17 protein-coding genes are annotated in these 20,114 nt (G+C 44.1%); 3 read left to right on the forward strand and 14 right to left on the reverse strand.

Annotated elements, in window-relative coordinates; all coding sequences use genetic code 11:
* Positions 1-107: 107 nt before the first annotated feature.
* The 7 genes from BCU34_RS19050 to moeA form a co-directional block, all read right to left on the reverse strand.
* Entirely contained in the window at positions 108-2,411 is a 2,304-nt protein-coding gene (locus BCU34_RS19050) for a putative bifunctional diguanylate cyclase/phosphodiesterase (RefSeq protein WP_102479586.1), read from the reverse strand.
* A gap of 383 nt (positions 2,412-2,794) precedes the next feature.
* The gene (locus BCU34_RS19055; protein ID WP_102479587.1) at positions 2,795-3,643 is read right to left on the reverse strand and encodes a sulfurtransferase; all 849 of its coding nucleotides are present in this window, start codon (positions 3,641-3,643) and stop codon (positions 2,795-2,797) included.
* 35 nt (positions 3,644-3,678) lie between these two features.
* Positions 3,679-3,984, reverse strand: a complete 306-nt coding sequence (locus BCU34_RS19060; RefSeq protein WP_102479588.1) for a hypothetical protein — start codon at positions 3,982-3,984, stop codon at positions 3,679-3,681.
* A 161-nt stretch (positions 3,985-4,145) separates the two neighbouring features.
* Complete coding sequence (locus BCU34_RS19065) at positions 4,146-4,754, reverse strand: hypothetical protein (RefSeq protein WP_102432963.1); 609 nt, start codon at positions 4,752-4,754, stop codon at positions 4,146-4,148.
* A gap of 11 nt (positions 4,755-4,765) precedes the next feature.
* Positions 4,766-6,901, reverse strand: coding sequence for an LruC domain-containing protein (locus BCU34_RS19070; RefSeq protein WP_102432964.1), 2,136 nt, complete (start codon positions 6,899-6,901; stop codon positions 4,766-4,768).
* 253 nt (positions 6,902-7,154) lie between these two features.
* Positions 7,155-7,904 (reverse strand): molybdopterin-synthase adenylyltransferase MoeB, encoded by a 750-nt coding sequence (gene moeB / locus BCU34_RS19075; RefSeq protein ID WP_048662564.1) that lies wholly within the window; start codon positions 7,902-7,904, stop codon positions 7,155-7,157.
* Between the two features lie 12 nt (positions 7,905-7,916).
* Positions 7,917-9,152, reverse strand: a complete 1,236-nt coding sequence (gene moeA / locus BCU34_RS19080; protein WP_048662565.1) for a molybdopterin molybdotransferase MoeA — start codon at positions 9,150-9,152, stop codon at positions 7,917-7,919.
* Positions 9,153-9,368: 216 nt separating this feature from the next.
* On the opposite strand from moeA, the gene folE reads away from it, so the two are divergent.
* The gene (gene folE / locus BCU34_RS19085; RefSeq protein WP_048659985.1) at positions 9,369-10,022 is read left to right on the forward strand and encodes a GTP cyclohydrolase I FolE; all 654 of its coding nucleotides are present in this window, start codon (positions 9,369-9,371) and stop codon (positions 10,020-10,022) included.
* Positions 10,023-10,622: 600 nt separating this feature from the next.
* On the opposite strand, the gene BCU34_RS19090 is transcribed toward folE, so the two are convergent.
* From BCU34_RS19090 to BCU34_RS19120, 7 genes are all read right to left on the reverse strand, one after another.
* Entirely contained in the window at positions 10,623-11,648 is a 1,026-nt protein-coding gene (locus BCU34_RS19090; RefSeq protein ID WP_102479589.1) for an IS110 family transposase, read from the reverse strand.
* A gap of 184 nt (positions 11,649-11,832) precedes the next feature.
* Entirely contained in the window at positions 11,833-12,432 is a 600-nt protein-coding gene (locus BCU34_RS19095; protein ID WP_102478431.1) for a hypothetical protein, read from the reverse strand.
* Positions 12,425-12,964: a YaeQ family protein gene (locus BCU34_RS19100; protein WP_102478432.1), complete on the reverse strand. Its 540-nt coding sequence runs from the start codon at positions 12,962-12,964 to the stop codon at positions 12,425-12,427. The genes BCU34_RS19095 and BCU34_RS19100 overlap by 8 nt, the downstream gene beginning before the upstream one ends.
* Positions 12,965-13,081: 117 nt before the next feature.
* Positions 13,082-13,291: a cold-shock protein gene (locus BCU34_RS19105; RefSeq protein WP_004737278.1), complete on the reverse strand. Its 210-nt coding sequence runs from the start codon at positions 13,289-13,291 to the stop codon at positions 13,082-13,084.
* 446 nt (positions 13,292-13,737) lie between these two features.
* Positions 13,738-14,829, reverse strand: coding sequence for a PQQ-dependent sugar dehydrogenase (locus BCU34_RS19110; RefSeq protein WP_102478433.1), 1,092 nt, complete (start codon positions 14,827-14,829; stop codon positions 13,738-13,740).
* Positions 14,830-14,973: 144 nt separating this feature from the next.
* Entirely contained in the window at positions 14,974-15,759 is a 786-nt protein-coding gene (locus BCU34_RS19115; RefSeq protein ID WP_102478434.1) for an ABC transporter ATP-binding protein, read from the reverse strand.
* A gap of 33 nt (positions 15,760-15,792) precedes the next feature.
* The gene (locus BCU34_RS19120) at positions 15,793-16,551 is read right to left on the reverse strand and encodes a siderophore ferric iron reductase (protein WP_102478435.1); all 759 of its coding nucleotides are present in this window, start codon (positions 16,549-16,551) and stop codon (positions 15,793-15,795) included.
* Positions 16,552-16,770: 219 nt separating this feature from the next.
* Between BCU34_RS19120 and BCU34_RS19125 the strand changes: the two genes are divergently transcribed.
* Both BCU34_RS19125 and BCU34_RS19130 read left to right on the forward strand, forming a co-directional pair.
* Positions 16,771-17,679, forward strand: coding sequence for an AraC family transcriptional regulator (locus BCU34_RS19125; protein ID WP_102478436.1), 909 nt, complete (start codon positions 16,771-16,773; stop codon positions 17,677-17,679).
* Positions 17,680-17,885: 206 nt separating this feature from the next.
* A complete protein-coding gene (locus BCU34_RS19130) occupies positions 17,886-20,033 on the forward strand; it encodes a TonB-dependent siderophore receptor (protein WP_102478437.1) in 2,148 nt (715 codons plus the stop codon).
* The last annotated feature ends 81 nt before the right edge of the window (positions 20,034-20,114 follow it).

Genomic DNA, 20,114 nt, shown 5'->3' on the forward strand with positions numbered 1-20,114 from the left:
GAGCTTTAAATGCATCTATGGTTTTTGGGGAAGCATAGATGTAAATCTACTTTCCCCATCTGCTTGATTCAGCCAATGTCTAGAGGTTTGAATCGTGACGCTACTCGTTAACTTTCGGATTTTGTCAGCTCGACTTCCTTTGCTAAAGCTGGAGATAAAAACTCACACAGCTCATCGTAAGGAATAGGGCGAGAGAAGTAATAGCCTTGCATTAAGTCACATCCACACGCCTTTAGAATCGCGAAGTGTTCGTTTGATTCTACGCCTTCAGCCAATACCACCATGCCAAAGTTCTTGCCGATTGCGATGATGTTTTGAACCATAGTTAATGATTGCTGATCCACCGCAATATTTTCAATAAAGCTTTTGTCGATCTTAAGTTCATCGATAGGGAGTGCTTTCAACATACTCAGTGATGAATAGCCAGTACCGAAATCATCTAAAGAGATCTTTATATTCTTCTCTTTGAGGGCTTCAAAAGTTGGTTTCACTAAAGTTACATCTTCAATGAACAAGCTCTCTGTAATTTCTAGCGTTAAACAGCTAGGAGAGAGTTGATACTTTTCTAGTGTCGCGAACAGGTGCTCAGAGAAAGATTGATGAGAAAACTGACGAACTGATATGTTGATCGACAGCCCGATCTTTTGTTCCGTTGTTCTGTGCAAGTGGGCGATCTGCATAATGCTGGACTCAATAATAAAAGTACCCAGTTTTTGCATTAAGCCTGTGTTCTCAGCAACCGGTATGAAGACATCTGGCGGTACAAAACCCAATTCGTCATCAATCCAGCGAACGAGTGCTTCTACACCATGAATACTTTCATTTGCACGAACTAGCGGTTGAAAAACCATGAACAGCGTTTGTTTCTCGATAGCGATGCGTAGCCTTTGTTCTACTTTCATTTTGTAGAGGTGCGCATCTTGCATTTCCGTTGTGAAAATACTGTATGAGTTTTGCTGTTGTTTCGCTTTGTACATCGAAATATCGGCAGAACGTAATAAACTGTCTAGATCTTTCCCGTGTTCAGGGAAACGAGCTACGCCGATGCTGCAACCTAACAAAAACTGAGCGCTTTCAACTTCATAAGGTTGAGAAAGTACTTCAATAATACGCTTGGCGAGTCGTTTTACCTCAGCTTCATTCGACAATGGCGTTAAGAACAAAAACTCATCGCTTGATTCACGTACTAAGAGGCTGAGTCGAGATCGGAATCGCATCAAACGCAAAGCTATTTGTTTGAGCACCTTGTCGCCGAAGTCGTGTCCGTGGGTATCATTGACACATTTAAAGTTATCGATATCAATAAACAACAGCGAGAACTGCTCTGACTCATCCTCAATCCATTTACCAATATTTTTACGCATGTACAAGCGGTTTGGTAGAGAGGTTAATGGATCATGGTTAGCCTGATAAATGAGTTGGCTACGAGTGCGCTGTTCATTCTTGGCAATCGACTTAACCAAAAAGTAGAAACCAAATTGAAGAAAAATAAAGGCAACGAAAAGAATGCTGAACTCTTGTATAAATATGCTATCGACGTGAGTTAGAACCGTACGTCCAACTACCCATAATTTGTAGTTTGGGATGTATTTTGCGCTCATTAAAGAGTGGTATTGTTCATCGTCGACGACAAAAGAGTAGGTTTCTTGCCCATTCATCGCTTCTTGCACGCTGATTCCGAAGTGGTCGGTAAAGGTCCGTGCAATACGTTGTAGGACATCTTTGCCGACTGGAGAGGAATATGCACTCTCAGATTCGATATCACTCGAATAAAACTGGCGATAACTGTCTGTTCTGATCAGGCTTAGTGTATTGAAACTTCCGGCGTGAGCATTATTTTCAAATACGATCGTGGCGTCTAACCGCAGCCCTGCGGTCATTACTGCATCGATTTTATTACCATCGATCGAAATGGATTTTCTCAGCGGGATAACCAAGCTATTCAACGATTCTTGAAAATAGGTACGGCCAAGCACCATGCTACTGCTTGATAGGGCGTCTAAAAAGGAGTCTTTCGTTGGCGCGTATTGCAGTAAGTTCCTTTGATTCGCAAGTTGGAGATTTGAGCTGATCGAGAGGTAGTCACCGTCGGTGTTCAACAACCCAAACGCTGCAATCGCAGGGTGAGTATCTAGCAGTTTATCCAGTATTGGTCGAATTTGAATGGAGGCAGTACGAGTGAAGTCAGACTGCTGGGCGAGTTGGTGCCCAACCACTTCAAGCAGTGCCTCTTGACTGGTCAATAGTGAGCTTACAGAGCTCGAAAACAGCTCGACTTGGATATGTTGTTGTTGGGTGAAGTCATCTCTGTTGGCTTGCCATTTAGTTACGCCCAACGCGGCGAAAAGTATCAGGGTCAGTAGTACGATCAACGCGTACAGCGACCAGATATTTTTCTTAAATAGAGCCATGAGATGCCTTTTGTTGGTTACTACTTTTAACAGAGTGCAAGTGACAAACTATTGGGTCGTCAGCGTGATTCGTGCAACGAAAGATACAAACATCAATGATGACAGTATCAATGATTAAATAGTGTAACGACTACGAGCAGAGATTCTTGAGTGAAATATTATTATTCACCACATTGATAATGATTTACCCAAGATTAATCACGGTTTATGGTCAATAAATCGCTATAGATTAAAAGCAACCGAGTAAATCCAGATTTGTTTTCAAACGACGTAGCATTACCGCAAAGCAAAGAGCTTACTGTGTGAGACGTTAAGTCATCACTACGAGTAAGCTCTTTATGCATGCGCAGTATATTCTAACAGTGGCAGTAAGCGAAGTTGAATTACCTTTTAGTCACAGCGATGGGTAATTTCTCGTTAGCGCCCCATTCAGTCCATGAGCCATCATAAACGCCCATTTCACCTGAATATCCGGCCAGTTTAGCGGCTAATAATATGATGCAGGCTGTTACTCCAGAACCACAACTAAAGAACATCGGCTGAGAAGGGGTTAATTGCAACGTTGAAAAGATATCGACGAGCTCTTCTTGAGGCTTTAACTTACCGTTATCGAGCACTTGGGCAAATGGTAGGCAAATCGAATTCGGTATATGGCCACTACGTAAGCCTTCACGTGGTTCAGGAACTTCTGAATCAAAGCGAGCTTGAGAACGAGCATCGACAATGTTTGCGCTTTTGTCAGTTGAGTAACCTTCAATCTGCTGAGCACTGACAAAGTAGTTGTCTTGAATGTTGCCTTCGAAATTGCCCGGCGTGACTTCAGCTCTGTACGATGTGTCTGTTGCGTAACCCGCATCAATCCATGCAGGTAAGCCGCCATCTAAGATGTAAACATCCTGATGTCCCATTGCCATAAACATCCACCAAGCGCGAGGCGAAGCGAAAGTACCCGAGTTATCGTAAACCACAATGGTGCTGTCTTGGTTGATACCAATTTCACGTGCACGAGTATTGAAGTGTTTTTCGGAAGGGAACATGTGAGGGAGTAGGGTATGTTTGTTGCTGAAGTCTTTGTCGTAGTCGAAACGAATTGCCCCAGGAATCATTTGTCCTTTGATCTTTTCTGACTCACTTGGGATCTGAAATTCGATACTGGCATCTAGGATTATAATGTTGTTTTCTTCTAGCAAACGTTGTTGAAGTTGTTCTGGTGAAATGAGTGGCTGAGTCATTCTTCTTATATCCATTCTTGTTGTTATATCGACGACTAAGGCGCTGTTCTACAGTGGATGAACTGATAGCTGCTTTGTCCGGTTATTTGATTGTTTAATGTATCAAGCGCGACCACAGAATCAAGAGGGCAGTCTGTTGTTGGTGGAGTGGAAACGCGAAATATTTCGTTGTTTTGAGTTTCAACCGTGAGGTAGCGCCTATGTCCGTCTAGTGACTGAGTGAGCGTGTTAGAAATCACTTTGGCTTCAATACGTTGCCCCGTTAACGGGAAATGGGTAAGAGCAACTAATACGCCGACACCACACATTAATATAAGTAGACCTATTTTTAACTGTTTCATGAGAGTAAGTCTTTGAAGGTTATCTTGAAAATATAAGTTAGATTCGAAGTAAAGTGAATGAACGCCTATCAGATAATTTTCGCTGTTATTAGTGTGGGGCGATTAAAAAAGTGAGCATTGCTGCTCACTTTTAGTTGCTGATATTCGAAGCTAAACTTTCATTACCACACGATCTGAGAGTTGCTGCTCGATACTACTTTTTGTAGAGGTGGCTGCCCATCGTAAAACCAAATCTCAACAAGAAGTGAATCGTGGTTGACTGGGCTCGAGAAGTTAGAGGCGAACACACCATTGTTTAATGATCCTGCAATCACTTTGCTTGAGTAGTCTGGTTTCAATGTCGAGTCGTCACGAGCACTAAAACGGCTATACACGGTAACAAATGAACGGTCTGTTGAAATACTACTGATGTCGATGTCGATATCAAACTGCTCTACAGAGCTGTAATCAAAACCATCGGGTACCACTAAATCACTCATAGTGTAAGTTGGTTCCGCTGCTGCACTGGCTACTGGAGACGGTGATGGCGTTGCAGTTACTGGCGTTGCAGGTGTCGCCGGTGATGATGGTGAAGGAGAAGCCGTGCTGCCACCACCGCCACCTCCGCCCCCACCACAACCTGCTAGTAGGAGTGGGGCTGTAGCTAAAACTACGGTCATTGTTTTCTTCATGTTCCAAGAGCTTTGTGCAGACATATTATTTTCCTTAGAGAGGTTGCTTCTCAACTCAACGTTATGATGTTCGCGATTAGGTTTATCTTTGATACTCATGACGTCTCTCCTTATGGCTCGTAACATTGGTTGTCTGCTGGTGATGTGTACCAAGTTTGGTTATTGTCACCACCTGACTCTGCCCACTGCTTAAACTCTGGGTAAGCAGTTACGATATCAACGTATTCTTGTGGCCATTCCCACTCTTCTGTTGACGTGATAATCAGTGCCCAAGGGTGGTTTTCTGCTGTTTTGAAATATTTACCTGTTGCTGGGTCGCTATCATCAACACCGATTCCAGAATCAAATAGGTTCACAGTGTCAAAGGCCTCGGTTGGTGCTTGGTCTGGCAAGTGAACTTCCCAACTACGTCCTGGGTGCATCGGTAGGTTGTCGCCGTGATAGTAGCCCGGTGTTGCAAAAATGAAGGGGTCGTAAGGCATGTCTGTCCATGACGCAGTACTCACACCGTCGCCTGATAAGTTGATACCGATTTGGAATGCGAACTGTTCATCTTCTTTACAAGCGTTGCTTGTACGGTAGAAGGCGCATGAAGTATTCGCTTTTTCAGACAAGTCTTCAGCGGCGATAAAGATAGCTTCACTACGACCGTCTTCCATACCTAAATCGGTGAATACGCCATTGTGTTTCATGTATGAGTTAACGGTATCTACCGAGCTTGGTGCAAGGTTTGGTAGGCGAATCGCAAAGCCATTTTTGTAGGTTGCCCCCACAGCCGCTAGGCGACCATCGATGGTAGACTTAACAACCTTACCGTCTTTTAAGATCTCAGTGATGCGATACATGATAACGGCATCATTCATGTCATAGTCGGCTTTATAAGGCCAATTGTCTTCATACGCTAGGGTGGCGTAGCCAGAAGCACTTGGGAAGTAACGAGCCGTTGCGCCATCATTAAGAACATCGACTTGAATATCGACCACCTCACCAGAGGTAGAACCACCAAAGTAGCTCAGGTTAGTTTGTTGGCTGAATCTGAATCGAGCCCAAGTGGTACCCGTTAAGGCATTAATATCGACATTTAAGAATAAGTCGTTCTCACCGGCCGCCAATAAGTAATCGGTAAAGACTTGTTCGTTGGCGCCGTCGAAGCTGCCGTCTTGGTTCCAATCTATCCAAGCTGAAAGATAGCCCGTTGTTGAAGCTTCAATAATTACTTTCGAATCGAGGCCAGCTTCAAGTGCGGTTACGAAGCCGATACCACCATTCGTCCATTCGTCATCAATGCCGACGCTTTCATCCGATTGTGGAGAAACGTATCCATCCAGATCTGCATCTGGTGCATCTGTCCCTAACCATGTGACACCATCGAGTTCATGTCGAGGACCATTACTCGCTAGTAGAGTTAGGTAGCTGTCTGGCGCGTCACCGAAGTCGATGTTTGAATCTTCATCAACAACAGGTGCGTTGGCACAACGAGCACCATCGTTTTGACCAGAAGCTGGGCCATTCGAAACAAATTCAACGGCTGGAACAATACCTGCCGCGATATTGGCAGCGTTGTCTGGAGACAGGTTGATACGGTAAATTTTACCGTCTTGATTTCGCGATACGTAGTAGTAGCCATTGACATCAAAATAGCCAGCACCGAACGTACCTAACTCGCCGGTGTCGCCGATATAGGTTTCGGCACCAGTTGTAGGGTTGAAGCTGTATAAGCCACCAGAGTTATTATCGATACCATATAGAGAGCCATCGCTTGGGTGGAAAGCGAAATCAGTTAATTTCACTGTTGCTGGGCTGCCTGCGATTTTGTTAACGGTAACTGTCGCATTTGGATCAGAATCCAAAGGTGATAGATCAACCGTGAAGAGCCCTTTACCAGTGCGGTACAGGTAGTAAACATGATCGTAAACGTCACCCACATAGAAGGTATGGTCTGTCGGCAGTCCACTGGTGTTGATGACTTCTGCTTGGAAATCCTTGCCTAGGCGCACCAAGCGCTTGTTAGTGGTGTCATAACCGTAGATGTATCTGTCTTCGAAGTCGAAACCGACACCATTGATGTTAGCGTTCATCCCCGTGTCGTCTTCGAGAAGGGTCGTTGAACCAGTCACTAGGTTAACGCCCCAAACTTCCACAGGGGTGGATTGAAAGAGGTATGCCTTACTCGGGCAAGTATCGAATGGCGCTGCGTTGGCGACCAGTGGCGCGCTTAATAGCAAACTTAACGTTGTAATTCTCATATCTACATCCTTGTGATGGAAGGTCTAGATACTTAATCAAGTAATGTGCCATTTTTAAGGTTATGATTTTGTTGGTTTTTATTTTGAGTGGTTCTAGTTTTTGTTGTTTTCTCAAAATGAGAATTCAAATGAAACTCATCCCTTAATAACTATTTCCAAATTGATAGCCTTGAGTAGAAGCTAAACATCGGGCATAAAAAAGCCCTGACTTATCATCAAGGCTTAGGTTCTTGTTTTGAAGGGATGGTTTAGTCTATCCACAAACCGAGCAATTAGGCATCTTCATTAAATTCATTTCACGCCAGCTGTGAGACATGGCATCGAGAATCAGAAGCTTGCCTTGCTTTGGTTGCCCAAACTTGGCAATCACCTTAATCGCTTCTAAAGCCTGGGCCGCGCCTACCATGCCAACAACTGGCGCCATCACCCCCGCTTCAACACAACTTAGGGCTGCATTGCCGAATAGAGCACTCAAACATTGGTAGCAAGGTGCGTCTGCATCTTGATAAGTGAATACGCTAATCTGACCTTCCATTCGAATCGCAGCACCAGAGACTAATGGTGTTTTCGATGCGTAACATAGGCGGTTCAACTGATTACGTGTTTCGACGTTGTCACTGGCATCAAGAACAAGAGAGTGAGTTTCAATCAACTTTGCAAGCGCTTGATCATCAAGCCTGTGGTCGACAGTTTCAATTGTCAGATGAGGGTTCAATACCTGCAGCGACTCAGCGGCAGAATCGACTTTCTTCTTACCAATGTCAGCATCGGCGTGAAGGACTTGTCGCTGTAAGTTTGAAAGCTCGACAATATCATCGTCGATCAGTGTCAGCTTACCAATCCCCGCGGTCGCAAGGTATTGAGCAGAAGCACAACCTAAGCCTCCAGCCCCTAATACTAAGATTGAGCTCTGCTTTAGCGCTTCTTGGCCTTCAAAATCAAACTGCTTAAGGATGATTTGGCGGTTGTAGCGAAGCATCTCTGTGTCAGACAGTATTTCCATCAGTGAGCCTCGTTAGTAAAGCGTCGAGTTAAACAGTTGGATCTGAACCGTTTCACCAACTTCAACACGACCGCGTTCGCGCTCTAGTACCACAAAGCAGTTTGCTAGGCTCATTGAGCGGAAAGCGCCAGAGCTTTGGTTACCTGTAGTTTCTACGACAAACTGACCGTTTTCAATCGAGTAGATGCCACGCTGGTAATCAGTACGGCCTGGGCCTTTTTTGAATGCAGACTTGGTGATAGCAGGAATAGATTCTGGCGCTGTCCACGCGGTATGACCCGCAAGCTTAGCCAGCATAGGTTGAACCAGTACGTACATCGTCATCATCGCTGATACTGGGTTACCCGGTAGGCCGCAGAACCACGCGTTATCCAACTCACCAAATGCGAACGGTTTACCGGGTTTGATTGCAAGTTTCCAAAAACCGATTTGCCCCAGTTCTTCAAGAATGTCTTTCGTGTAATCAGCTTCGCCAACGCTTACGCCACCAGAAGTCACAACCACGTCTGCTATTTGCTGTGCTTTCTCGAACGTCTCTTTAAGCGTTGCAGGGCAATCTGGGATGATACCTAGGTCGATAGCTTCACAACCAAACGCTTCAATCAGCGGTTTAATGCCGTAGCGGTTGCTGTCGTAGATCTGACCGTCTTCAAGAGGCTGGCCTAATGGTTTTAGTTCATCGCCAGTAGAGAAGAACGCGACTTTAGGCTTGTGTAGTACTGTAACGTGGCTTACACCCAGTGAAGCAATCATTGGAATATCACGAGGTGTTAAACGTTCACCGCGGCTAAGTACGATATCACCCTGCTTGATGTCATCACCAGTAGGACGAATGTTATTGTTCAGCTTGATGTCGTCTTGTTGAATCTCAATGACAGCGTCAGTTTCAACCGTGTTTTCTTGCATGATTACGGCGTCGCATCCTTCCGGGATCTTTGCGCCAGTCATAATGCGAATACAGGTATTTGCTGGCCATTCACCTTCAAAAGGTTGACCTGCAAAAGACTTACCCGCTAAAGGCAGCATTTTACCGTTTTCAAGGTCTGCTAAGCGCAGTGCATAGCCGTCCATTGCTGAGTTGTCAAAAGGAGGTACGAAAATAGGGGAAAGAATATCTTCAGCAAGGACATAACCTAATGCTTCAGCAAGAGGCAGAGATAAAGTCGTTTGGATTGGTTTGATTGGTGATAGCAGCTTGTCTAGTGCTTCTTCAATTGGCATTAAGCCGGGAGCGTCGCAACAGCCCATAATTGAAATCCTTTGGTCGTTATTATTTTGATTTGGTGGTTGGCAGCAGTGATTCAATAATGATCAAATTAATACTATTTACCAACGAAATTGCAGCCACTTTAGCATAGTTTAACCCCCGTAAATAATGACCTCCCTTAAAATATGGGTGTATTTATTCAAAATTCCGAGTATCCTTGTTTGCCATCCAGAAGGGGCAATAAAAGAGGAAGTTCAATGTCAGGTCTTAGCGAATCAGCGAAGTTGGTTAAAGATGCGCTAGCAAGCCGCGGATTAGAGACACCAATGCGTCCTAATCAGGTTAGCCGAGAAGAGAAAAAGGAACGAATCGAACACCATATGCGTGAGATTCTAACTCTCCTTGAACTTGATCTTACAGACGATAGTTTGGAAGAAACACCACAACGTATTGCTAAAATGTACGTGGATGAAATTTTCTCTGGTTTGGATTACGCCAATTTCCCTAAAATTACGGTAATTGAAAACAAGATGGGCGTTCGTGAGATGGTACGTGTAAAAGATATTACCGTGACCAGTACTTGTGAGCACCACTTAGTGACGATTGATGGTAAAACAGCGGTCGCTTATATCCCGCGTGGGAAAATCATCGGCCTTTCAAAGATTAACCGTATTGTTCGATTCTTTGCTCAGCGCCCGCAAGTTCAAGAGCGCATGACACAGCAGATCCTTGTTGCATTGCAAACGCTATTAGAAACCGATGATGTTGCTGTAACCATGGATGCGGTTCACTACTGCGTGAAATCACGTGGTGTAATGGACGCAACTAGCGAAACAACAACGACAGCATTGGGTGGTATCTTCAGATCAAACCCAGCAACGCGCCACGAATTCTTACACGGCCTGCGTTAATTCGCTTCGTGATTCGATGAGTACGATTTAGCCTCAGCAAATCGGCAACCAAGATTCTAAGCCTCGCTCTCAGCGGGGCTTTTTTGTGCCTGTAATAAAGTTAACTGCATGACTGCGAATGTTGTCATTACCGAGAGTGAAGAAGGAGCGAGTAAGGAATCTGTTTGTCTCCGCAGTTTTATGACTTTGTATGAGATCCCCGACTCAGTCGTTCCTCCCTCTCGGGGATGACGGAGAATTTCGACGAGTTAATTCAGGTGAATCTTGAGAATACTGGTGAAAGTGTCTACGTGAAACGCACTCAATAAGTTTTGAGCACATACCCCGTTTCCCTAAAGCGAGGGACGTATATGGACTCCCCTAGTATTGCAAGGAAACGAGTAAAGGTACGCAAGTGCACGTATATTCGGTTTCTTTATGGGGAGCTACCCCGAACCTCTATGGCTTAATCCACTCAGCAAAAGTTCTTATCGAGCGTGTGGTGTATTATCACCTTCGTCCCTCTCAGAGTTTCTTTTGCTTGCTATGCTTACTCTTTACCATAATTTACTTGCTTACATGGGGGGATTGATGTCTCCCTTAACCTTATAAAATCAACTGTTAAGCGATTAACGTCTCATTATAAGATTGATTGCTTTTCAGCATGGCACAAGCCATTCTGATCGTTTTGTTCGCAAGGGCGACAACCACTTGGTTAAACGACTTTCTTTCTAATAAGTTTCGTATCCAGCAACTTAAGCGATCTTCTTTATCTCGGATATTCGCTACCACCGCTCTTGCTCCATGAACGACAAGAGAGCGTAAGGTTTTATCACCTGATTTACTTATTCCGTGGTTTTTGTTCTTACCACCACTGCCAGTATGAGCCGGAACTAAACCTAAGCTCGCACTAGCTCCTCGACCATTTCTATAGGCCGAAGCGTCACCTAGACGGGAAAAAATGGCACTTGCAATCACCCAACGTACACCTCGTAAAGTGATTAATAACTGGCAAGCGGGTATTTGCTTTGCAAAGTCTATAAGTTGCGATTCAACTCTCTCGATAGGCTCATCAAGATTTAGTAGCTGAGCATGTAATTCTCGGAGAACGAATCGAGTTGTCGGTGTTAATTCATTCTCCATATCTTCGATAACGAAAGGGAGCAGTTCTCGCAGTTTATTGGCTCCTTGTGGGAAGGTAATGCCACATTCCGCTGCATAGCCACGGATACGTAGACTTACTGCCGTGCGTTGTTTTATATAGCTTTGTCTTAAACTCAGCAGCATTGCGATATCTTGCTGCTCCGGTGTTTTTACAGGTACAGCATGAATATCGGAGCGTAAGGAAGCTTCGTAAATCGCGATAGCATCATTAGCATCGTTCTTATTACCACTGCGATACGGCTTCACTTTTTGGGGAGGTATCATTTTGACGGTATGACCACGGCTTTGAAACGTTCGTCCCCAATAATGAGATGCTGCACAGGCCTCTATGCAAATGGTCGCGCCAGGGTGTTGGCTGATGACCGTTAGCATTTTCTTTTTAGACATAGCTTGGTTCAACTTACGCTTGCCATGGCGGTTAAATACCGCGACTTGAAAGACGGATTTGGCTAAATCAATCGAGATTGTGTTAAATTTATTCATGGTATGGGCTCCTGTTTTGGTTCGCACCTGTAACTTTAGCTGACGCTGTCAGTTGAGGTGGGGAGTCCATACCATTGAGCGTAGTAGGGAATCTCATGTTCAGGGGTAATAGTGGGAAAAATGGTTGGAAATAGGTGCGCTCTACACAGTGCAAAGCGCAAATTGATTTCAGCTGGTGGAATGCTTAAGTAAGATTAAACAAACGCTTAAAGCGATGAACAAAACCTGATGGTTTGTTCTCAGCTTGATAGAGGTTCAAGCCATCATAAAAGCTGCCCATGAACTCGACTCGAATCTCGTCATCAGTATTTCTCGAAAGGCGAGACAGTAATGTTGCGGTCGCAGCAGCATGATCATTGGCTAGGCTGTAATCCATTCCTAGTCGTCCTTGAATGAACAACCACAAATGCGTGACTAGTTTTAACTGTTGGGCGTTAGAGTTTTGAAACTTGTCGCTATGTTCAGTGCCCACTGTATTATCGAATACATTTTGCATCGCCTCATTCGCTTCTTTATTACTTTCAAAGCGATAGCTTGCATCGATATGTACTTTAGTTAGCAGACCAAGCAACGTCTGACGTGCAGAGTTGTCCGGTTTGTTCTCGCAAGCGTGTTTAAACAGGGCATGATTTTCGTCAATAAAAGACGTTAGCTCTTTCTCAAAACCTGTCGCAATCGCAGTTACTGAGTCTAAGCCAGACTCCTTCAAACAAACGTGAAGTCTGGTTTTAGCTTGTTGGTTTGCTTCAAGCTTTTGCTGATTACTGGTTGGAAGCTCAGTCATTACTCTGCAGCTCTTCCCATGTGACTTCTGCTGATTGTGTATCGCTATTAACGAAAGCAGAGTTGCCTGTCAGCATGACAGAAAGATCCATCGTGCGTTGTGTCATCGCTGCAAGCTGCTCAATACCATCGTTGTCTAGACGAACGATTTGAGCTTTTAGATAACCGAATTTGCCTTTGTTCTGTTCCCACCAAACATTTGATTTAGTGTTGAAGCTGAATACGCGAACTGATTTCGATAGACGAGTTGCCTTCTTAACACGCTCTGGATCGGGTTCGCCGACATCAACCCATTCTACGATTTGATCATCTAACGACTTCTGCCATAAATCGGGCTCTTCAATGCTAGACAACCCTTTGGTGAACTCAAGTTCAGGAGAGGCATTGATACAGAAAGCCATGATTCGAGCCATCATTCGCTGTTCTGTTTCCGAAGGGTGTTGTGCAACCGTTAGATTAAAAGAGTCGTAATAGTCGCGATTCATATCAGTTAAAGAGATACGAAACTTATAGATTGTCGGTTTAAGAGCCATTGAGAGGGTGTCTTAGGTAGAAATAGTGAAGGGGAATATTACCTTAAATCTCTGAATAGCGGGTAAAAAAATAGCCAGCAGAGGCTGGCTATTTTTAGAAAGCTTTAAAATACTAAATTAAAGTACTTTGATGCTGTCAGCTTGTGGGCCTTTTTGACCTTGAGATACTACGAACTCAACTTTTTGGCCTTCAGCAAGAGTTTTGAAACCTTCGCCAGTGATTGCAGAGAAGTGTGCGAATACGTCTGGACCGTTTTCTTGTTGAATGAAACCGAAGCCTTTAGTTTCGTTGAACCATTTTACTGTACCAGTAACTGTGTTAGACATGATGTTATCCCTAAAATTAATTTTTATAGTGAGCCAATTGTGGCACTGATAGCGTGGAAAAGTTTATTGCTATTGCGTACAACACAACGGGGTTACTAGTAATCCAACGAAATGTTTATATACAAAGAACTTTCTTTCTAGCCGAAATGGAGTCTAAATCAAATCAGGGGATAGTCAATCGAATCCATAGTGAAAGGTTGCAGAAACTTGGGGGTAGTCAAACTTTGCATTCCTTAAATATCATGGAGTTACAGTTGTATGGTGATTTCTTGTCGTTTTTGTGAAAAACCTAGGTGAATTTGATGACAAAATTAGAGTGGTTGCACTGTTTTTGCACATTCTACTTTGTGACAAGAAAGCCGTTAAATTGACTTGAGGGCCTGTATTTAACGGCTTTATTTATAATAATCATTATCAAATATCGTCTGTTTGTATCTGTGTCGCCACTACTTTTTCAAGCGGTATAGATTACCATTATCGGTGCTGAAGAAGATGTCTCCGTTTGGTGAAGTTTCGATGTCTCTTATCCTTTCGCCTAAGTCCTCTAAAATGCGTTCTTCCTCGATTGCCTCACCTTGCCCGTTAACTGTGACGATATTGATGTGGGTAAGTTTTAGTGCCCCTGCCAACAGCTTGCCTTGTAATTCTGGGTACTTGTTACCTTGGTAGACGATCAAACTGCCCGGAGCGATTGAAGGAACATAGACCTTTTTAGGCGCTTCTATGCCTTCTTTGGTTTCAGATTCGCCAACGCTGATAGGGCCCCAATACTCCTTACCGTGTGATGTGACTGGCCATCCGTAGTTAGCTCCTGCTTTTATTAAGTTAATTTCATCACCGCCACGCGGACCGTGTTCTATAGACCAAAGCTTTTGACTTGGGAAATCATAGAAAAGCCCTTGCGGGTTGCGGTGACCGAAACTCCAAATCTCGTCGAGAACCTTGTCGTTATTTATGAAAGGGTTGTCGCTTGGCGTGCTTCCATCGGCATTCAGTCGTAATATTGATCCGGCGTGAGTCATAGTGTCTTGGCCGTTGTCTCGATCACCTCGATCACCGATTGAAAAATACAGGTGGCTATCATCAAAGGTGATACGGCTACCAAAGTGACGTCCTGTGTCCGTTCTGGATTTAGATACAAACACGTCTGTCCAATTGGTGACTTCATTATTGCTGTAATTAGCAGAAGCCAGTGTCGTTACGCCTTCACCATCGACGTCTTGACTGTAAGTGACGTAAAACTTTCCGTTTTCAAAAGGGGAGAGTGCGATATCCAATAATCCACCTTGGCCTTTCGCCCATACATTGGGCAGCCTGAACAGTGTGTTTTGATCGCCTGTTTTTAAATCGACATGTTTAATGACGCCTGCTTTCTCTGTGACTAACATGGACTTATCGTTGACATAAGCCAGTCCCCAAGGGATCACGAGTCCGTCGGTGATCTTCTCGGCTTGCCAGGCGAAGGCCGCCGTTGAGGCAATAGGACCGGACACAACAAGTGCCAAAGCAGAGCATAGAATGCGGTGATAAGTGTTCATTGAAGTCTCTTGATTTCATGAGGTGGTATTAGTGTAGCTTGTGTTGATTTAAGTTTAAGGAAACATTTACTCTGTTTTCACTCGTTATGCTGGTGAGTTATCCAAAGAATGAGTACCTCATTCACTTAACTTTGATTCTTCGGGTTACTCGCAGACAACGGCGACCTTTTCGCTTGCTGTTGTCTTAGCTGGAGCTGGATGATCGATCAGTCGGATAGGGGATTCATACAGTGCAGACAAAGCCTGTTCATCGAGTAACTTATCGGCGCTGCCTTCAAATGCAATCTGACCTTTCTTCAGAGCAACGATGTGCGTCGCGTAGCGCAGTGCAAGGTTCAAGTCGTGCAGAATCACGATAACGCCAACGTTTTCATTTTTGTTCAGTTCAGACAATAAACTCATCAGTTGGAATTGGTGATGAACATCCAATGCAGAAGTCGGTTCATCAAGGATCAATACCGGTGACTGTTGAGCCAGCAACATAGAGACCCACGCTCGTTGACGTTCACCACCAGATAAGTCATCCGCTAATGCTTGTGAGAATTCAGTAACACCGGTTCTTTCCATTGCTTGTCGGATGATCGACTTATCTTCTGAATTCCAACGACCAAACGCGCCTCGCCAAGGAAAACGTCCTAAACGAACCAATTCTTCGACCGTTAAGCCTGCCGAAGCAGGGAGCTTTTGAGGTAAATACGCAATCTTCTTGGCTAAGTCTTTGCTTTTGAAAGAAGAGATAGAAGTGCCATCCAGCTTTACTATGCCGTGATCCGGTGCCATTTGACCTGAGAGCAAGTTAACCAGTGTCGATTTACCAGAACCATTGTGACCAAGAACGACCGTAAGTTCATTTGTTGGAATAGAAAGCTCGTCAATTGAGAGAATAGTGCGTTCGTCACGAACCATTTTTATATTTGAAAGCTGAAACATGTCAGTCCTGGATTTTAAGATTAAGTGATGGTGTTAAGCGGTTTTCTTATTGGCTGGGTGTCTAGGGCAATCGTCACAATATTTTCTAGAGTCACACTTGTAGACTAAGCAACAGCTGACTCTAATCAGTTTAAGCATTCCTGAATCGGCATCGACCTTGAGGCTGTCTAAGTGACTTTCAGGTAATTGGCATGCTTCTAACCAAAGCTTAGCTTGTGCTGTGATGTAGTCGTTGGTCAGGCTCGGTTCATGCTGCTGCAATTTGATCAAACTGCCTAACAGTAGATCCGCCAGCAAATGGTTAGTAAAACCAGGGCGGATGCGTGTCCATTCACTTATTTGGCTGCGATAAAACTCAGTGAGTGCAAGTATGGCTTCGCCAGCTTTAGGTATCAACTCCTCAGGTGAACCGTGTTGATGGTCACCATTGAAGAAGCGATACCCTGTCACAAACTCTTTGTACCTAAACTGACCGATATTCTTGATATCTGGCAATGAGTGAAGGCCGTAGATAGATACGAAGGTCACATAGATAGGCTGCCAGCAAACTAGATCCCAAGTTCGCGTCAACCAATACGCTTTTCCTGCTTCAGAATGATTTTCCGCTAAGCCATCGTAAACGCGTTTGATCTCGATATGGCTTTTATCGTTTGTCATTGCGATGCTTTTGCTGCTCAGAGAGCCATAACTTCCACTTAGATAAGGCGTTATTTGTTTTGAGTAAGCGAAGATTTTCTGGTGCAGGGAGGGGGCTCTGCGACGAGTGGCAATATTGTGCAGCTGGGAAAGCATTTTAAACCATTAAATGAGAATCAGTTGCGTTATCATAGCGAACCTCATTGACGATAACCATACAAAATGGTGCATCTCTTCAGAGAACTCTTGGTTTGAAAAATTTATAAATTGAATGCGCCTTGGCCATTATTAAGTGATAAAAGTCGCTTTAAATGTTAAAAAGTATTCCTGTATAGACTTAATTGTTACCACTATCGAGATTATAAAAGCGTGACTATGAACACTCCTGCATTTGACCGTATCAGCCGCGTATTGGCTTATATCCATGCGAACCTTAGTTCGGCACTATCGCTAGAAGATATTGCGAAACAGAGCTGTTGGTCTCGCTGGCAGCTGCAAAGAGTGTTTCAAGCGGAAACAGGGCTTACTGTGGCCAACTATGTGAGAGAACTAAAGTTAAGTCAGGCGGCTGAAGAGTTGCTTGATGGGAAAGAGCGTGTCATTGATGTTGCACTTGGTCTTGGGTTCAATTCAGAGATTAGCTTTAGTCGTTCGTTTAAACAGATGTTTGGGGCAAGCCCAAGCCAATATAGAAAAGCGGGCAAAAGAGTAGGGCTAAGAAAGCCGATACAAGTGTCTGAAACTGTCAGCGCAGAAGAAAAAGGCGCTCTGAGTTTTGTTGAAGTTCGTATTGACGAAAGAGAGTCTTTCCTTGTTAAAGGCATAACATCAGAAATCAGCGGCTTGTTTTCGCTGACGCAAGATTTTGCACAAAAAGTCCCTCAGTTATGGTCACGCTTGGAAAGAGAGGTGAGTTTGCCCGATGACAACGCACTGCAGTTTATTGGTGTTATCGATCTCACTCAGTCATGCTTCGACGGGACTAACATTCATTATTGGGCAGGTGTCGAGCTTGATGACGAAGTTTCAATTCCGCAACTACCAAGTCTAATTTCTGAAAAGTTAAAAGTGCTGACTATCCCCAAGCAAACCTATGCCGTGGTGAAGCATTGCGGGCCTATAGAGAACCTGCGATATACCTTGAGTTGGTTTGTTCTTAATTGGTTACCGAGTTCGGGTTATCGCGGTGTCGATGGCTATGAACTCGAAGTGTACCCATTTGGCTATCAAGCTCACGCCTCTGACGCTGAGATGGAGTATTGGGTTCCTATTATTAAATCGTAGTCATATCCTCGTCATTCCCTTCCTAGCAGAGCTTTGCTACTGATAAGGTAAATTGTGCTTTTAATCAGCAATTGACCTGATTCCATTGAAAATAGGCCAAGTTCTTTGTGAGTTTGCACCAAATTGTTAATTATCCCATTCATAGATACATACAATGCAAATGAGATTTATTATTATTTATATTAAGCATTGGTACCGAGGGAATCATGACCACTCACACTCGTTTTAAGTATTCATCACTTGCAGTTGCATTGCTCACTGCATTTTCAGCGCAAGCGTTGGCGGAAGAAACCGTTACAGCGGCAGATTCGAATGTAGAAACTGTCACAATTATGGGCAAAGCGTATCGTAATACCGCGACTAAGTCGGCACTTGAGCCAGAAGAAACGCCTCAAGGTATTACCGTTATTGATGAAGAACAGTTAGAGCAACGTGGCGTTCAATCTCTGAATCAAGCCCTTCGTTATGCTCCGGGTGTTGTAACCGAGCAGAAGGGCGCATCAGTAACCATGTACGATACGTTCTCGATTCGTGGCTTTAGTAATAACCAAAGCTACTACGATGGTTTGGTACTTCCGTTCCTTACTGGTTGGAACTTACAACCTCAAATAGACCCTATTGCGATTCAGCAAGTTGAAGTGTTTAAAGGCCCTACGTCTGTGTTGTATGGAGCTATGCCACCGGGTGGTATGGTCAACATGATTGCAAAGACGCCGCAAGAAGACGGGGCTACAAAAGTAGGAGTATCTACTGGCTCAAGAAATCTTATGGAAGCGTCAATTGATACAACAGGTCAATTGGGGGACAGTGATTTTGCATATCGTTTAGTTGCTCTCGCTCGTAAACAAGACAGCCAAGTCGATAACGCAGAAGAAGAGCGTTATGTGATTGCTCCATCGTTAGATTGGCAGGTCTCTGATAGAACACTTATTAACTTCAATCTTTACTATCAGAATGATCCGTCGATGGGTACTAACTCTGCAATGCCGCTTGAAGTGCTGAAGGCAAGTGATCCATCTGTGTCCATGGGCGACAAGAACTGGAGTACCTTTGAACGTGAAGTCTTGATGTTAGGCTACAAGATCAATCATCAAATAAACGATAATTGGACTTTCCTTCAGAACGCTCGTTATACCGATGCGTCTCTGTATCAGGAGAATACTTACCACACCGCGACTAATTTCAATCCAGCTACAGGCAGTTTAATCCGAAATGCTTACAGTACAGATGAGGATTCACAGAGCTTTGTTATCGATAACCAAGTTTCAGGCCGCGTCGAAATTAGTGGCTTAGAGCATAATTTACTATTCGGTGTCGACTACCTAAAGCTAACAGGTGATTCTCTGTACAAAGAATTCACTGCGAATGCGGGCTTCTATGGGTTTGATGCTTACAATCCGAAAACTGACCTTTTGGATAAAAGTCAGCTTCAAGAGAACTACCGTGAATCTCACGACATTACGACCGAGCAGCTAGGACTATATTTCCAAGACCAAGTACGCTACGACGCGCTTGTTCTACTTGCTGGTGGTCGTTACGACATGTTCAAGGCGAGCGATGATAAAAATAGCTCTTACCCAACTTATGATGGAAAAGAAGAAGCTGAACATAACCAGTTCTCTTATCGTGTAGGTGCCTTGTATGAGCTAGATAATGGTATTTCTCCGTTTGTAAGTTACGCGACGAGCTTTGAGCCAGCGGCAGGTACTGATATTAATGGCAACTCTTTAAAACCTCAGCTAGGTGAACAGGTCGAGCTGGGTATTAAATACTTGTCTCCAGATATGTCGCAACAGGTTACGGCTTCCTATTTCCATATTACTAAGAAAGACTCAATTGCTGCTGATCCATCAGATCCTACATACCGTTCTAAGATTCAGCTAGGCGAGGTGCGCTCGCAAGGTTTGGAGCTTGAAGGCCGATGGTTTGTCACGGAAGATTGGGATGTGAACGCGAGCTATACATACGTCGATATGGAAGTAACGGAAGATGCAAACCCTGACCTTGAAGGAACGACACCAATCTACGTACCTACACACGCTGCGAATTTGTGGAGTAATTACTATGTGTACGGTGGTGCTTTAGCAGGTACGCGTTGGAGTGCTGGCGCTCGTTACATGGGTGACATGGAGATGGATGCAACCAATACTCAAGGGAAAGTGCCGTCTTACACTGTCGTTGATATCTCTATGGGTTACGACTTAGGTGAGGCAAGCGACACACTATCTGGTGCAACGGCTAATTTGATGGTTAACAACCTGTTTAATGAAGAGTACTACACCTGTTACGACCAATCGAACTGTTGGTTCGGTGCTGAGCAGTCTGTAGAGCTCAGCGTTAACTACGAGTTCTAATTCATTTGAATACATAAATCTAAGCAGCCTGTGTAGGCTGCTTTTGTCGTTAAATAAACAATTAAAAAGTGACAGTGATTA

It is taken from the genome of Vibrio sp. 10N.286.45.E10 (assembly GCF_002874195.2).
GTDB lineage: Bacteria > Pseudomonadota > Gammaproteobacteria > Enterobacterales > Vibrionaceae > Vibrio > Vibrio crassostreae.

What these genes read in the sequence shown, in the direction of transcription:
- BCU34_RS19050 (WP_102479586.1), bottom strand. Translation starts at nt 2,411, where the DNA reads ATGGCTCTATTTAAGAAAAATATCTGGTCGCTGTACGCGTTGATCGTA.
- BCU34_RS19055 (WP_102479587.1), bottom strand. Translation starts at nt 3,643, where the DNA reads ATGACTCAGCCACTCATTTCACCAGAACAACTTCAACAACGTTTGCTA.
- BCU34_RS19060 (WP_102479588.1), bottom strand. Translation starts at nt 3,984, where the DNA reads ATGAAACAGTTAAAAATAGGTCTACTTATATTAATGTGTGGTGTCGGC.
- BCU34_RS19065 (WP_102432963.1), bottom strand. Translation starts at nt 4,754, where the DNA reads ATGAGTATCAAAGATAAACCTAATCGCGAACATCATAACGTTGAGTTG.
- BCU34_RS19070 (WP_102432964.1), bottom strand. Translation starts at nt 6,901, where the DNA reads ATGAGAATTACAACGTTAAGTTTGCTATTAAGCGCGCCACTGGTCGCC.
- moeB (WP_048662564.1), bottom strand. Translation starts at nt 7,904, where the DNA reads ATGGAAATACTGTCTGACACAGAGATGCTTCGCTACAACCGCCAAATC.
- moeA (WP_048662565.1), bottom strand. Translation starts at nt 9,152, where the DNA reads ATGGGCTGTTGCGACGCTCCCGGCTTAATGCCAATTGAAGAAGCACTA.
- folE (WP_048659985.1), top strand. Translation starts at nt 9,369, where the DNA reads ATGTCAGGTCTTAGCGAATCAGCGAAGTTGGTTAAAGATGCGCTAGCA.
- BCU34_RS19090 (WP_102479589.1), bottom strand. Translation starts at nt 11,648, where the DNA reads ATGAATAAATTTAACACAATCTCGATTGATTTAGCCAAATCCGTCTTT.
- BCU34_RS19095 (WP_102478431.1), bottom strand. Translation starts at nt 12,432, where the DNA reads ATGACTGAGCTTCCAACCAGTAATCAGCAAAAGCTTGAAGCAAACCAA.
- BCU34_RS19100 (WP_102478432.1), bottom strand. Translation starts at nt 12,964, where the DNA reads ATGGCTCTTAAACCGACAATCTATAAGTTTCGTATCTCTTTAACTGAT.
- BCU34_RS19105 (WP_004737278.1), bottom strand. Translation starts at nt 13,291, where the DNA reads ATGTCTAACACAGTTACTGGTACAGTAAAATGGTTCAACGAAACTAAA.
- BCU34_RS19110 (WP_102478433.1), bottom strand. Translation starts at nt 14,829, where the DNA reads ATGAACACTTATCACCGCATTCTATGCTCTGCTTTGGCACTTGTTGTG.
- BCU34_RS19115 (WP_102478434.1), bottom strand. Translation starts at nt 15,759, where the DNA reads ATGTTTCAGCTTTCAAATATAAAAATGGTTCGTGACGAACGCACTATT.
- BCU34_RS19120 (WP_102478435.1), bottom strand. Translation starts at nt 16,551, where the DNA reads ATGCTTTCCCAGCTGCACAATATTGCCACTCGTCGCAGAGCCCCCTCC.
- BCU34_RS19125 (WP_102478436.1), top strand. Translation starts at nt 16,771, where the DNA reads ATGAACACTCCTGCATTTGACCGTATCAGCCGCGTATTGGCTTATATC.
- BCU34_RS19130 (WP_102478437.1), top strand. Translation starts at nt 17,886, where the DNA reads ATGACCACTCACACTCGTTTTAAGTATTCATCACTTGCAGTTGCATTG.